At 39.6% G+C, this 14378-nt stretch carries 9 protein-coding genes and 1 pseudogene; 5 read left to right on the top strand and 5 right to left on the bottom strand.

Going from position 1 to position 14378, the window contains the following annotated elements; translation table 11 throughout:
* Positions 1–28 precede the first annotated feature (28 nt).
* Complete coding sequence (locus PluTT01m_RS01660; protein ID WP_011144720.1) at positions 29–1054, bottom strand: IS630-like element ISPlu19 family transposase; 1026 nt, start codon at positions 1052–1054, stop codon at positions 29–31.
* A 61-nt stretch (positions 1055–1115) separates the two neighbouring features.
* On the opposite strand from PluTT01m_RS01660, the gene PluTT01m_RS01655 reads away from it, so the two are divergent.
* Positions 1116–1499 carry an immunity 50 family protein gene (locus PluTT01m_RS01655; RefSeq protein ID WP_041379878.1) on the top strand — a complete coding sequence of 128 codons (384 nt, stop codon included), beginning with the start codon at positions 1116–1118 and terminating at the stop codon, positions 1497–1499.
* A 1253-nt stretch (positions 1500–2752) separates the two neighbouring features.
* Here the strand turns inward: PluTT01m_RS01655 and PluTT01m_RS01645 are convergent.
* From PluTT01m_RS01645 to PluTT01m_RS01635, 4 genes and pseudogenes are all read right to left on the bottom strand, one after another.
* The gene (locus PluTT01m_RS01645; protein WP_011144717.1) at positions 2753–2950 is read right to left on the bottom strand and encodes a DUF7706 family protein; all 198 of its coding nucleotides are present in this window, start codon (positions 2948–2950) and stop codon (positions 2753–2755) included.
* A gap of 13 nt (positions 2951–2963) precedes the next feature.
* Positions 2964–3098, bottom strand: a complete 135-nt coding sequence (locus PluTT01m_RS27830; protein WP_011144716.1) for a hypothetical protein — start codon at positions 3096–3098, stop codon at positions 2964–2966.
* Between the two features lie 30 nt (positions 3099–3128).
* A pseudogene (locus PluTT01m_RS01640) lies at positions 3129–3473 on the bottom strand (PTS transporter subunit EIIC); the annotation flags it as partial.
* A gap of 429 nt (positions 3474–3902) precedes the next feature.
* Positions 3903–4631 (bottom strand): LuxR family transcriptional regulator, encoded by a 729-nt coding sequence (locus tag PluTT01m_RS01635; protein WP_011144715.1) that lies wholly within the window; start codon positions 4629–4631, stop codon positions 3903–3905.
* Between the two features lie 421 nt (positions 4632–5052).
* On the opposite strand from PluTT01m_RS01635, the gene PluTT01m_RS01630 reads away from it, so the two are divergent.
* The 4 genes from PluTT01m_RS01630 to PluTT01m_RS01615 all read left to right on the top strand — a co-directional run bounded on the left by PluTT01m_RS01630 (position 5053) and on the right by PluTT01m_RS01615 (position 14353).
* The gene (locus tag PluTT01m_RS01630) at positions 5053–6669 is read left to right on the top strand and encodes an IS1634-like element ISPlu4 family transposase (RefSeq protein WP_011144714.1); all 1617 of its coding nucleotides are present in this window, start codon (positions 5053–5055) and stop codon (positions 6667–6669) included.
* A gap of 246 nt (positions 6670–6915) precedes the next feature.
* Positions 6916–7509 (top strand): inclusion body family protein, encoded by a 594-nt coding sequence (locus PluTT01m_RS01625; RefSeq protein WP_109791279.1) that lies wholly within the window; start codon positions 6916–6918, stop codon positions 7507–7509.
* A gap of 668 nt (positions 7510–8177) precedes the next feature.
* Entirely contained in the window at positions 8178–9845 is a 1668-nt protein-coding gene (locus PluTT01m_RS01620; RefSeq protein WP_011144712.1) for a ShlB/FhaC/HecB family hemolysin secretion/activation protein, read from the top strand.
* 65 nt (positions 9846–9910) lie between these two features.
* Entirely contained in the window at positions 9911–14353 is a 4443-nt protein-coding gene (locus PluTT01m_RS01615) for a hemagglutinin repeat-containing protein (RefSeq protein ID WP_011144711.1), read from the top strand.
* The last annotated feature ends 25 nt before the right edge of the window (positions 14354–14378 follow it).

The raw sequence follows: 14378 nt of genomic DNA, 5'->3' as shown, positions 1-14378 counted from the left end.
ACTAATGGAGATATATACCCAAGAAACTTCAAGATGCAGTTTTTAGCACCTGAAAATGGTCGTTAATTCTAGACATCAGCGAGTCCGCTATATCCGGTAGCGTTGTGGTGAAAAATTTGAAGACGTTGTCTCGAAATTCATGTTTATCCGCAAAATAACGGTTATTTCGAACCTGTTCATTCATGACCTTCCATAATCGCTCTATTGGGTTTAAATTTGGGCTATAGGGAGGAAGGTAATGTAACTCAATATTGCTAACATAAGCCCACTCCTTAACAAGATGAGCTTTGTTGTAACCCGCCCCATCCACAATAAGATGAATTTTTTGATGATAGTCAGGATAAGACTTTCTTATTTCATTGAAAAAACAGCAAATGTTGTAGTCATTGATGGTTTGATATTCCTGGAACACCGTACGACCAATGGCATTCAGGTTGAGCGCGCCCAATATATTCAGGCGAGTCCGGCTTCCTGTTGTTTTTACTGTTTTTTTCTCGCCTTTTCGCATCCAGCCATAACCGAGTTTGGTGCCTTGAGTCGGGTGAACAGCATCAAGAAAAAGGATGGGTTCGTCTTTCGCTGTGACTTTAAGATTCTCATAATATTCAATAAATTGTCGCTGTTTTTCTGCGTCGAATTTATGAGGGACGCCACAAGGTTTTTTATAAGAAAAACCCTGACGGTGTAGCCATTTATTCATGCCGGGAATGCTAAAGGTAATATTCCAGAGCTGAGCAACATAGGCCACGATTTCATGGGTGTGATGGAAAAGATGTTGAGATAAGTGATTGATTAAAAAATCAGTTTGTTCTTGAGAAAGCAAACTATCAGACCCCCCATTATCAGATTTAAGTTTACCTTGATTAAGGTAATCGCTGATATGACGGTTAACGGTCATTTCATGAAGACGCAGGGCCTGAGCGATCATCACTGAACTCCAGCCTTCAGAGGCCAGCAGGACCGCTTTGATGCGATCACACTCCCTCTTATCACGGCAGGTGTGATGGAGATGTTCAAGTTCGGCTTTTTGTTCATCGGTAATGAATATTTTCATAGCGAGGATAATGATCTCCATTTCGGATAAAATCAAGCATCTTCAATGATTACGGGTATATATGTATTGGACTGATTTACCAGGTAGTGAATTGATGAAGCGAGTTTATTCAAATCCACCATCTATCAATGAGATAGATATTTTCAGCATTGATGTAAAAAGGGATGGGCCAACAGTAATTATGTCATTTGATCTTGTAAATAGTCTTCCTGATAAAACTCCAGATAAATGGGGTAAAGATTTTAATAGATGTAGAGCAGGTATTTACTGCTTTGGTGTTTCTAACTTAAATATGCAAGGAATTGGAACCGATATGCTTACAAAAATAGATATTAAAATGATGGATAATAACAATATAGTGAGTATTAAAAATAACGATATAGATATAAAAGTTATTTGCTCACATATAAGTCTTACTGGCCCTTCTGTTTACATAAGAAAATAAAAAGATATGTGTTTGTAAAATTGGTATAAAAATCACTAAACAAAGCCGGAAAGATCCCCGTGATCTTTCCAGCTTTGTTATTTTTATGTTTAAAACAAATAGCTTACAAGGTAAGACTTATATATTAAATATATAAATTAAAATCATAAAAATATAAAACAAATAAGAAGATAAACAAAGGAATAATACAGAAAAATATAAAATTCATAATAAATATATACATATGCTATATTTTAGCTATTTTATTCTGCTTTTCCTCTGAAACAGCAAAAAGCCGGAATTGCTTCCGGCTGGCTTCTTTCTTACCGAGGTGAATGCCACGCCAACGCCGACGGGTTAGTGTAATAGCAAGGCATCAAGGTAATCATCACGGATATACTGATGCAATACTCTGGATAAAATAAATCTACATCAATCAATTAATACTATATCGAAACAAGTAGCTAACATTCAAAATATAACTAAAAAAGATATGGAGAATGGCAATATTATTAAACACAAAGATAGGTATAACACTAATATTCAGGGGGAAGACGTAAATTAAAAAGTCAGACAAAGCATCTTTGATCTCTGGAGTAGAATTTTAGGATAATTTAATCTGGGTGAGATAATAAATTTTTATATGGAACCCGTTGAATTCTTTAAAAGCTCGGATTTTTTATCCGGTTCTATTGAAGAATTTAATGAATATGAAATTATGGATAATAAAGATAGGGCATTAAAGCTTCTTTTCGATCAAGGCATACTAGGTAACTATATGGTTTAGAGTGATTTTTTCTCTGATTTGGCATCCGAGTTTTATCTTCATGAGGATTATAAAAAAGCAGAAAAGGATATCCTTCACAGAATAAAAATATCTACCCAGGATCAAGTCAAAGAAAATATGAGAAAAAGAAAATGATATCTTATAAGAAAGAAAAAAAGGTTAGTTGATAACATAGAATACGATAACTTTCTAAATGAAGTAAATGACGAATGTAATTACATGTTAAATATGATAAGCATTTATCGATATTTATTTTATTTTAATCAAGACGCTAAATTAGAAGAAATATTTTCTATATTTAAAAAAGGAGCTATGCCGTGCGGTATAAAAAAAGATAAAAAGACATGAATTATTTTCAATCCTATTATTTTGAAGAATAGTTAATAAAATTATAGATGAACTGCCCTCAAAAACTAAATTCAACATTTAATGACTAGATTTAGAGAGGCAGTTCACAATCACCAGATCTTCCGATGTTCCTATTGATCTACCGTGGCGCATACCCACAGTAAGCCAGAGCAGATTGAAGCTTACCGATGGCATCCCTAATCTGATACGCTTCCTCGTCATTCACGGCACAGGCCCGTATCTCCGCCCAGTTCAGCCGCTTAACCAGTTGGGCCAAGGCCAGCGCTTCAATGTGGGTTAACTGAATGTCCTGCAAATGTTCAATCACCACTTTCATTTTATCCTCTCCCTTAACCCGCAAAACCGGTTATCAGCGCCCGCATCTGCTGCTTAATCTCCCGCAGTTGGGCCTGTTGCCGCTGGTACTGCTGATGCTGTTGTTGCGTGGCTTCACTCTCTGGAATCAGCACCAGACAACCGTCCATCACCTTCACCGTAATCTGGTGTTGTGTTCAATAAGAGTTGCTCCCCAGATTAAATACCGTAAAACCTACAAAACCAGCAAAAGATGCCACACCTTTATTTTCACGTGCCATACCTAGCGGAATAGCAATCGCGAACATCACAGGCAGGAAACTGAAAGCCAAGGAGCTGATTTTACTCATCCAGGCAAATAACAACCGAAAAGCTGTGTGATCTAATATCGGTAGTAACGTAATAACCTCTCGGCTACTGGGAGAGCTGCCAATTCCGAGCATAATTCCACAAAATGATAGTAACGCCACGGGCAACATAAATGTTTTACCCAAGCTCTGGAAGAATTCCCATAGCGTAATTTTCTGTTTCTTCTGAGTGAGCAGAATGACTCCAGTGGATATTATTAGATACTATTTAATAAATAGCACTACGGGTTATCTGGTGAAGTGGTTCACTATTGATAAATATTTTAGAGGAGGATTATTGGTTTAGTTGGAGCACTAAAAACAACTCAAACAATCATTACTCTCCTTTAAATCATTCATATATTGAACAAAGAACAGGCAGAACCGTGGTATTATTATTCTGCCAAAGGAGAAGTACATTTGGTTGAAGCTGCTGTTATATTTTGAATAGATATCATTGTCATCTTGTCAGGAAAATCTCTCCAACTTCTATTTACAACGGTACTAAGGTAAAAATTCAGTTTTATTCAAATTCTCCTAATAATTCATTTGAGTAATAGTATTAATCATTCAATTAATCTATAAGGTAAAAAATATAATCACCTGATAATTACAAATTGATATTAGTTATATATAGCCAAGTAATGCAGCTTTAGCTATTGCCTGGAATTTATTCTTACAATCCAGTTTTTTGACGATATTCATTAAGTGAAAATCAACTGTGCTTTTAGTGACACAAATGGTTGATGAAATTTCAATTGATGTCATCCCATCTGCGGTATATCTTAATACTTCTAACTCTCTGTTTGAAAATGAAGTTTCATCAATATAGAACGATTGCAAATACTTTGTGTGTGATGTTAAGTATCTTATTATCCTAATATATACTCCTAAAATTTCTCCACTACATTTATACATTGTCTCGTTATCAATAGGCCCATCTTTTCCCGCAACAGAAAATATTCCATAAGTTCCTGAAAATGCCGGAAGACCAAAGGTGATTCCAGAACGAAATCCATATTTTTGATTCACATACCAAAGCTCTTGCCCATTAGATTTGGAAAAAAAATCTAAATCCCATATTTTTGAAAAAGAAGGTGGCACAGGCCGGAAATTTAGAACGGGATCAATCATCCAATACTTTTTTTCTATATAAAGGTCCCGCCAAGATTCATGATAATTATTAAAGAAATACACTTCTCGGTTAGAGATAGGAAAGCGCGCCTTTAATAAAAGGGAGAACAAACTAAACCCCGAAATTTTGTTAATAAGCTCACAAATTTCAGCTACAAAATGGGGATCTACATCTAATTTATGAAAATTATAGGGTAAGGCATATGGTCGATTAATATTCATTCAATGTCCTCTTGAAAATTAAGAATATTGATAGTGAATCCTAATATTTATTATAGTAGCAAAATTTACATTTAATAAAGAAAATAATTATTTACTGTTATACAGAAACAATGTCTGATAAATCACAATGTATTATTGGTAAACAGGGGAAATTATATCAATAGGATTGAAATCCTAATAATCAGGGAAAATAATATATATAAAAACATATTATAGTCATATGAAGAATATTAAACTATCTCCAAGCCAATATAAGTGATTATTTAATGTTTTAATCTAAAACCTTCATCCGTCATTCCGCACCGTATTTCTGATTTAAAAATAATGTGATCTTACACAGGTTTTTTGTATTGATGACATCGGTGGGGTTGACGGTAATCGCCAATTTTGATCTATTACTTTTATTTGCCGGAAAGCGAATATGTCCACACCTATACCTGCCATTAAACGTCTCGATCATCTTGGCCTTATCGCCGCTTTTTGTCATGAAGCCGGTTTACCCCGCATGATTGATGCCATTATCCCAAAATATTCATCGCATACTGTCTCTCACGGCGACGCTTTTCTGGCGATGATCCTTAACGGGCTGGGGTTTCACAGCCGGACATTGCACATGTTTTCCGGCTTTTTTCAACATAAGCCGATTGCGCGTTTAATTGGTGCTGACATTGAAGCTGAACACCTTAATGATGATGTGCTCGGCCGTACACTGGATGCCTTATATGAAGCGGGGGTGTCGGAAGTTTATCAGGTGCTTGCTGAGCAAGTGGTTGATAAATTAGGGTTAAATCCCGATTCCGTTCATTTGGATATCACGAGTTTTCATGTCGATGGTGACTATGACAGCGCATTGGGAGATGACACAAAACGTATTGCACTGGTGCCGGGTTATAGCCGGGATCACCGGCCTGAACTGAACCAGGTTGTCCTTGAACTGATTTGCGAAAATCAGGCAGGTATCCCTGTCTATATGCAGGCTATGAGCGGGAATACGAATGATGCCAAAGCCTTTGCCCAGACGATCAAAACCCATATTCAATGCCTGAAAGCAGCACAAAACAGCCGCTACTTTGTGGCCGATGCCGCCCTTTATACTGAAGCCGCGATCGCTTCGCTTCATCAGCAAAAACAACGATTTATTACGCGTGTTCCCCTGACGATCAAGGAAGCTAAACAGTCTCTCCTGAACGTGACAGCGGAGCAATTCAGCCCCATCAGTGAGGGCTATTCAGGCTGCTGGGTGACGTCATCATATGGCGGCGTTCCTCAGCGTTGGTTACTGGTGAACAGTACGGCGGCAGAAAAACGTGAAAACCAGACTTTCCGGAAAAACACACTCAGGGAAACAGAAAACGAGTCTAAACAGTTCGACAAACTGGGCAAAAAGCCCTTTGCCTGCCGGGAGGATGCCTTACAGGCACTGCATGATTTTGAGTCTCAATGCCAGTTTATCGGCATCGCCTCGCCGGAAATTCAGGCGATTACCGCGTATGCGGGGCGCGGGAAACCCGGCAAGCATCAACCCCCCAAATCGGTTCATTATCAATTAGCCGGTCAGGCTTATACCCGGTTAGACAAGGTGAAGCAGGCCAGATTGCGGGTCGGGAGGTTTATTTTAGCGACCAATGAACGGGATGAAGGACGGCTTGATATGGCGGCGTTACTGGCTAATTATAAGGCACAACAAAAGGTGGAGCGGGGTTTTCGCTTCCTGAAAAGTCCGGAATTCCTGACGTCTGCCATTTTCCTGAAAAAACCGGAGCGGATAGAAGCGCTGTTAATGGTGATGACATGTTGTCTCATGGTTTATGCGGCGCTGGAACATAAAATTCGCCATGAATTGAAACAAAATGTGCCGTTTTTCCCCGATATGAAGAACAAACCGACACAATCCCCCACCGCGCGTTGGGTATTTCTGGCCTTTGAAGGGATCAGCACCTTTGAATTTCAAGAACATAAAATGGTGACAGGAATGCAATCTTACCACCATGAGCTTTTGAGTTTATTAGGTGCACAATATAAAGCGGTTTATTCCTGAATTAGGTGCGGAATGAAGGCTTCATGTTTTATTTTTCACAACAATAAATTAACTGAAATACTGAACTATATGAAGCAATACCTAATAAATATATGAGTAATTTTCCCATATAAACTATGATTTATCCCAGTAGCTGTTTCAACTTTAATAGTTAATTATATAAAAAGAAAGTTATTAGAATAATAATGAGTAAGCAAAATAACCTTTCGATTCCCAATAAATAGTTTAAATATGTAAAGAGGTGTTATGATGAGTGAAGTCATTCAGGGTAAAGATGATATTGCTATAACCAAGAATTCTATTACAGCTGATGTAACCTTTGTTATTGATGTTGATTCAATTATTGAATATCTTCGTAATAATAATCTTAAAAGTTCTCTGGATCCTAAAGATCCAACAGTTATCCGTCAGCATGTATATATAGCTAATTATACTCCAGAGCTTGGATTGAAAGTGGCGAGTTCATCTGGTGCCCGTGTCACGGTTCCCATTAATGCGAATATTAGATGGAGGGCTACAACTGTATCTAATAATTTCGACTATACGATTATATTGTATAAATTCAAAAAGCTTAGTATAGGAGACGATGTCATCTCTGTCCCATCACAAATATGGTCACAGAACCCTATGGGCAAAAAAGTTCCAATGGTCCCTTCAGGTATTAATGCGAATGAGGATGAACCTAAGATAATTTTTGTCGAATCTCAAGATAGTTATTTCCAAGCAATAGCTCATAAACCCGGTGTAGAACAATATACATGGTTCTTTGCCGCTTATGACGGTAAAAAGCTCCTAGGTTATTATCGATACGATCCATATGTTGAAGTAACTAATAGCTAACCATTTGTATATTTTTATTTTTCACTGGAAAATTATCAAAATAGTTTTCCAGTATTTTTATTTTTCAATTTACTTAAATATCTTTAACAAACACTAATTTATATAATAATATTATTATCTTATAAAGAAAATCTTCTAACCTCCAGGTAAACTCTATTCCCCTCCATAAATTCAACAATCTTCCGACAATTATTCTGCCATCAATTCAGCAGATATTCTTTCTATTATCTATTTCTTTAGCTAAAATAACTTACAGGAACTATTACATCTGTCATTATCGTCTATCAAGCTAAATAACCGTGAATTAAAATTTAGCTTATTCTTACTTTCTTAGATTAATCTTTCCTTTCTTTAAAAATCTTCCTAGTACAACCCATGCTATTATTAAAAAAAACATTACCTGTTACTTATTCCACTTAAGTTAATTCATTAATAAGCAATAAAATCATGGCTCTTATTAACTCATTACTATCCGAATAACCAACTAATTAAAATTTCTAATAGAAAATCGAGATATAAAAGAAACGCCACTCGTTAATCAGAGCAAGATATAACCAATAGTGTGCTTTAATAACGAATAAATTAGCCAATATGTATGTCATTACTATCAGGCTATCACCCTATATTTATGTTTTATGGAATAAAATATCATCCTTATCGGTGAATTAATGATAAAAAGAATATCTATTCTCATATTAGGTTGTATTTCCTTTCAGATAATCGCTTCACCGGCAGAGATAAATGATAATCTGCCAATGACTGAGGCTAGAAGAACTTTGCAAGATAGTTCCAGGGAAATTAACCAGCTGATAGAACAACGCCGATATCAGCAACTAAAGCAGCAGGCTAATACAGTCCCTGAGTCAACTCCTGCGCCAGTTTTGCCGGAATCTAAGCAATGTCTGCCGTTAACCGGTGTTTACCTTAAAGGGATCTCCCTGCTCTCTGTTCGGGATTTAAGTACGCTCAGCGCTTTGTCCCCGGCGTGTATCAGTAGTCATGATATCAATCGGCTCAGCCATGAACTGACTCATCTTTATATCAGTAAAGGCTATATCACCGCCCGTGTTCAGTTTATTGCGCCTAATACCGATGGAGAGTTAGGGCTAAATGTTATCGAAGGGTTTGTTGAAAAAATCGAAGGCGGTGATCGCTGGGTGAATAGTAGTATGTTATTTCCCGGTCTGGAAAAACAACCGCTCAATATCACGCAGCTCGATCAAGGTTTAGATCAGGCTAACCGGCTACAGTCCAATAAAACCACCCTGGATATTTTACCAGGAACAGTGAATGGTGGTTCGGTGATTAAGCTGCATAATCAGCGCAGTAAGCCTTGGTTATTGAATATCAAAACTGATAATTATGGGCAAAAGAGTACTGGGAAATGGCGGGTCCGCACCAATACCAGTTTTGACAGCCCATTTGGTTTATCCGATTTCATCAGTCTGAATGCCAGTAGTACGTTAGATAGCCCATCCAACCGGTATAGCCGTGCCTATACTCTGCTTTATTCAATGCCCTATGGCGCAGCAACATTCAGTGGGTTTGGTAGTTATTCCCAATATGCCAGCCGCCCCCATTTACAAATGAGAACAATAAAGATTTATGGTGATACTCAGCAAATCGGCATGCGTTCTGATTTTGCCTTCTATCGTAATCAATCTCAGATTAATAGTGTCAGCGGGCAATTAACTTACAAGAATTACAATAATTACATCGACAATGCCAAGATTGGCGTCAGTAGCCAAACATTGAGTGTCTTTGAACTCGGTGTTAATCATTTACATATCATTCCAACCGGATTAATCACGCTCAATCTGAGTGTTGAACAGGGTTTGCCTTGGTTTGGAGCACAAACCGGAACCGCTTATCTCGATAAGCAGTTCACCAAAGGCAAGTTGATGGTCAATCTACATCAGCGTTTTATGCTGTTCAACTCGCCTTATCAGCTCAATAACCTGTTTTATGGGCAATACAACCGGCACGGTCTGCCCGGTGTCGAATGGTTAAATATCACTGATCGGAATGCAGTCCGGGGATTTAGCAAAAATACGCTATCCGGGGATAACGGCTGGTATCTGCAAAATACACTGTCCCGGACGTTCCCCCTCGCCAACAGCACATTATCAATGCGTATCGGTATTGATACCGGTCGGGTTCAAGGATATCGCAGCCCACAAGGCTGGCAAAGCAGCGCAGGAATCAGTTCTGGCACCACACTGAGATACCAACGCATGGTATTCGATATAGAAACCAGTCGAGGAAAGCTACTTTCCAATCGCCAAGCATCTGATGAACCCATTCAGGTGCTAGTCCGTTTTTCTTACACCTTTTGATGGTTTTAAGCAGTACCCAATGCTGTACACACAATAATATAACTAAATATATAGAGACTTAATGTATGAAAAACAAAAAATTCAGGTTATCCCCTACCGGCAAGCTTGCCGCTTCTATGGCAATCATTCTTGTTTCTTGTTCTACCAGTTTTGCCAGTGAAATCGTTGGTGGTGGCGACCCAGCACACCATCCCGATATTTTCGCTGCCGAAGGTAAAGCAACGGTTGTGAATATCGTGACGCCCTCCTCTTCCGGGCTGTCACATAACCAATATCTGGATTACAACGTTGGCCAGATGGGCGTCGTCCTAAATAATGGGCTAGAGGAAGGTCAATCACAATTGGCGGGGCAGCTTGCCGCTAACCCTAATTTGAATGGTCAAGCGGCTAACCTGATTCTGAATGAAGTTATCAGCAGGAACCCTTCCCTGTTATTAGGTCAACAGGAAGTGTTTGGTATCGCAGCAGATTATGTACTGGCAAACCCGAACGGTATCACCTGTAATGGATGTGGTTTTATCAATACTAACCGCGCTTCTCTGGTTGTGGGTAATCCATTGATAGAACAAGGTAATTTGCAAGGTTTCAGTACGTTTAATAATCAGAATAGCCTGAAAATTAAATCGGATGGTTTAATCGCCAATGCGATCCTTGATCTTATCGCACCTAAAATTGACAACCGGGGCTCAGTCACTGCTCAAAAAGAGATTAATGCGATCAGTGGTGAAAATAAAATCTCAGCCACAGGAGAAGTCATTGATTCTCAGCAAGCGTTAACCGGTGTGCTGGATAGCTATTATCTCGGTAGTATGCAAGCCGGGCGTATCCGTCTACTCAATACCGCAAAAGGCAGTGGCGTTAATTTACAAGGTACTCTTACTGCCAGTGATGAGATTATTGTTGATTCCCACGGTAATCTCAATTTAGAAGCAGCACATCTACGCGGTGGAAATATTGATCTCTTGGGTAATGATATTGAGGTAAAAGGTAAAGTCAGCGAATCATCATATAGCCGTGATGGTAGCAATAATTACCAAAGCTATTTCAGCGGTTCTTATACCAATGATAGTAAAAGTAGTCAGTCACTCGCTCGTACTAAGCTTGAAGGCAAAAATATTTCATTAGTCGCCAACAGTAATAACCGGGTTACAGCCACGGATATCGTAGGTGATGATGTGAATCTGAGTGGTGCTAATCTCACTTTAGATGGGCAGCAATTAAAGCAATCCACTAAAAATATTAATAACCAACAGGGTTATTCTTGGCGCCACGAGGTAACTCAGGAAAGTGAAAAACTGCATCAGGCAGGAAACAATATCCAGGCCAAAGGAAATGCGAGCTTAAATGCGACAGAAGGTGACGTTAAGATCCTTGGCAGCAAAATAGATGCTAAAGGTGAGCTAGCGGTTACAGCGAAAAAAGGTGTTCAAATTGCCGGTCTGACTGAGACAGAAAAAAGCGCGGAAACAGGTTACAAAAAAAATCACACGGCTAAATTGCAGACCGGAAGTTGGGAAGAGAGTAAACAGACCGAGCGTTTGATTGCCAGTGAATTACAAGCAGGAACTAATCTTAATATTAAGGCAGGAACTCGTGCTGAAATTCTTGGGGCAAAAGTCCATGCAGGTCAAAATCTGACACTGGAAGCCGGTAAACAACTGCAAATCGATGTTCAGAAAACGGCTGATAGCCGGGCTGTACGTGATGATAAAAAATACTGGGGAGGGATCGGCGGCGGTGAGAATAAAGACAACAGTGAGTTGAAAGAAACCAACCATGCATCTGAATTAACAGCCAATGGGCGTTTATTGCTGTCAGGCAATGAGGGTATTGCCATTACCGGCAGCAAAGTGAAGGCGGTCCAAGGTGCTTTTGTAAATGCTAATAGTGGCGAATTAACCATCGATAATGCGGTCAGTCATATCAATCGCAAAGTTGATGAGCGAACGGGCACGGTACTCAATATCACTAGCGGTTCAAAAAGAAATAATAGCCAGCAACAGAAATCTCACGGCAGCGAGTTGGTTTCTGAGGCGGATCTTAAATTACTCGGTGATGAAGATATCAATATCATTGGCAGTCGGGTGCAAAGTACCGGTGCGCTTAGCCTGAACACGTCCGGTAATATCAAGGTGCTCTCTTATGGCGAACAGAAACAGGTTGATAAACAAAGCACCTCTCTGGAGCCACAAAGCCACTTCCAACCAAAGGGAGACAAACAGTATCGTGCCGGAATAGGTATTGAACATACCAGTAACAGTCAAAAAAATCAGACGGTAACACAGCAAGCTTCCACGTTGAGTGGCGGTAGCATCACTATCGATGCTGATAAAGATGTCACTCTACGTGGTTCTAATCTGGTGACGACCACAGGTGATGCTAAAATCACCGGTGAGAATGTTCATCTGTTAGCCGAGGATAATAAAAAATCCGAAGAAAAATCTCAGAGTAAAAAGTACGTTGGGGCCTATCTTACCGGAGGAATCGATAAAGTCGGTTCCGGTATTTATGGTCGTTATGAAGGAAATAACAGTAATCATACCAGTACAACTGCTGTTGTTTCCGGTTCTCAGATCGCAGGTAATTTGAACATTAAAGCCAACGGTGAATTGGTTCAGGAAGGGACGAAGCATGAAGTCAATGGCACCTATACCGCAGAGGCAGGCAAAGTCAGCAATCTGGCTGTATCGAATACAGAATCAAGTACCAATCACAAACTACAGGTTGGTACAGATATTGGTGTCAACGTAGATTATAGCGCTGTTACTCGCCCGATTGAGAAAGTGGTTAAAGAACCGGCTAAATCTGCACTGGATGGCACTTTAACCAAAAAAGGCACACCTAATTTCGGCGCGGATATTGCCGCCAACGGCAGTAGTATCCAGACTGCGAACAAAAAGTCCGAAACGGTTGTGACCTCTATTCAGGCCAGCGATATCGTCATTAAAACCAATGGCGAACTGTATGATCAGGGCACTCAATATCGGGCTGATAAAGGTAACGTTACATTAACCGCCGGTAACCATACCAGTGAAGCAGCACAAAACCACCACCAAAGTAGCCACAGTGAAACCAGCGGCAATGCTGACCTACGTGTTTATACCACTACCGGTGAAGATATTTCTGCGAATGGTAAAGGCAAAGGTGGCACGCAAAGCAGCCATACTACGACGACCACAGCAGTCACTAGCCGGATTACCGCAGCAGATGACATTAATATCCGCGTCGAAAGGGATGCTGAATATCAGGGTACCTCTCTGAATGCCGGCTCAGGCAAAGCCAATATAGATGCTAAAGGTGATATCCGTTTTGATAATGCCACCAATAGCACAACGAAAACAGCAACCGGTTATAACGGAGAAGCATCTGCTAAAGGGGGAAATTCGCCAGAGGGCAAGAATGTTCATATCGGTCTTGGCGGCGGTTACAACATAGATAGCAAAAACAGTACCACAGCTCAGGTCAGTGAAATTGGCGGTAAGCAAAGTGTCACTTTGAGTGCAGGCAATAACTTGACGTTGCAAGGTGCTCAAGTGACCGGTAAGCAAATCGACCTGAACGCTAAACAAGGTAATGTTGAACTGGTATCTGCTCAGGATCGCATTAACAACGATGGTTGGGAATTTAACCTGAAAGGTAATGGCGGAAATGCAAGCTCGATCAAGAAAGCGGAAGATGACAGTACAACCACCACCACAAAACAGAACTTTGGCGGGGAAGTCAAAGTCGGTATTGATCGCCTGCAAGCAACGACCCAACGTAATAGCCATATTAAAGGTGAAAATGTTGTTATCAACAGTGGTGGTGATACAACAGTTGCCGGGGCACGGATAGAGGCGGATCAGGTAAAAGGCAGTATTGGTGGTGATCTACAAGTTGAAAGCCGTAAGGATACTGAACATGGGTTAAATGTCGGTGTTGACGCTGGCATGAATTACACCAAAGAATCCAAAGTAAAAAGTGACGATATCCCTAAGGACGAATCAACTAAGGATGATTTTTCCAAAGACGATGTGTCGAACGATGAGGAATTGAAAGATGATCCATCTAAAAACCCAACCGAAGAACCACAACCGAAAGGATGGCAGGAAAGATTAACCTCTACGTTTAATAGTCTTAATAATATTAAAGGTATTAATGGGGTTACAGGTAAACTTAAAAGCAATGTCGATATTAAAGATCGAGAAAATGTCGGTGAACAATCGGTTATTTCCGGCAATCAAGGGGTTAATTTAGATGTAAAAGGAAATACTCATCTGATTGGTGGGCAGATTGGTAGCGAGAAAGGCCATGTCATTCTTAATACCCAAAATGTGGAACAACAATCTGTTACCAGCTATGACAATAGTAAAGGCGGTAACGTTGCATTACCTGATTCTGTTAGCGGAATAGTTAAAGCAGTTCAAGAAGGTGTATTGTCCGGCAAAATACCTTTAGTGAAAACGTATAGTAATGAAACCGAAACTAGTACAACTAATGGCGAAATAATTAATCGTAAATCTGATTAATTTGTTCTTTTATAAAAGATCCTTC

The organism is Photorhabdus laumondii subsp. laumondii, assembly GCF_003343245.1.
GTDB lineage: Bacteria > Pseudomonadota > Gammaproteobacteria > Enterobacterales > Enterobacteriaceae > Photorhabdus > Photorhabdus laumondii.
Note: the sequence above shows the minus strand (reverse complement) of the source record. Positions and strands in the feature narration are given on the sequence as shown.

Bases quoted from the DNA above. Each gene is read 5' to 3' on its own strand.
- PluTT01m_RS01660 (WP_011144720.1), bottom strand. From the start codon at position 1,054: ATGAAAATATTCATTACCGATGAACAAAAAGCCGAACTTGAACATCTC.
- PluTT01m_RS01630 (WP_011144714.1), top strand. From the start codon at position 5,053: ATGTCCACACCTATACCTGCCATTAAACGTCTCGATCATCTTGGCCTT.
- PluTT01m_RS01615 (WP_011144711.1), top strand. From the start codon at position 9,911: ATGAAAAACAAAAAATTCAGGTTATCCCCTACCGGCAAGCTTGCCGCT.
- PluTT01m_RS01625 (WP_109791279.1), top strand. From the start codon at position 6,916: ATGATGAGTGAAGTCATTCAGGGTAAAGATGATATTGCTATAACCAAG.
- PluTT01m_RS27830 (WP_011144716.1), bottom strand. From the start codon at position 3,098: ATGGACGGTTGTCTGGTGCTGATTCCAGAGAGTGAAGCCACGCAACAA.
- PluTT01m_RS01635 (WP_011144715.1), bottom strand. From the start codon at position 4,631: ATGAATATTAATCGACCATATGCCTTACCCTATAATTTTCATAAATTA.
- PluTT01m_RS01620 (WP_011144712.1), top strand. From the start codon at position 8,178: ATGATAAAAAGAATATCTATTCTCATATTAGGTTGTATTTCCTTTCAG.
- PluTT01m_RS01655 (WP_041379878.1), top strand. From the start codon at position 1,116: ATGTATTGGACTGATTTACCAGGTAGTGAATTGATGAAGCGAGTTTAT.
- PluTT01m_RS01645 (WP_011144717.1), bottom strand. From the start codon at position 2,950: ATGAAAGTGGTGATTGAACATTTGCAGGACATTCAGTTAACCCACATT.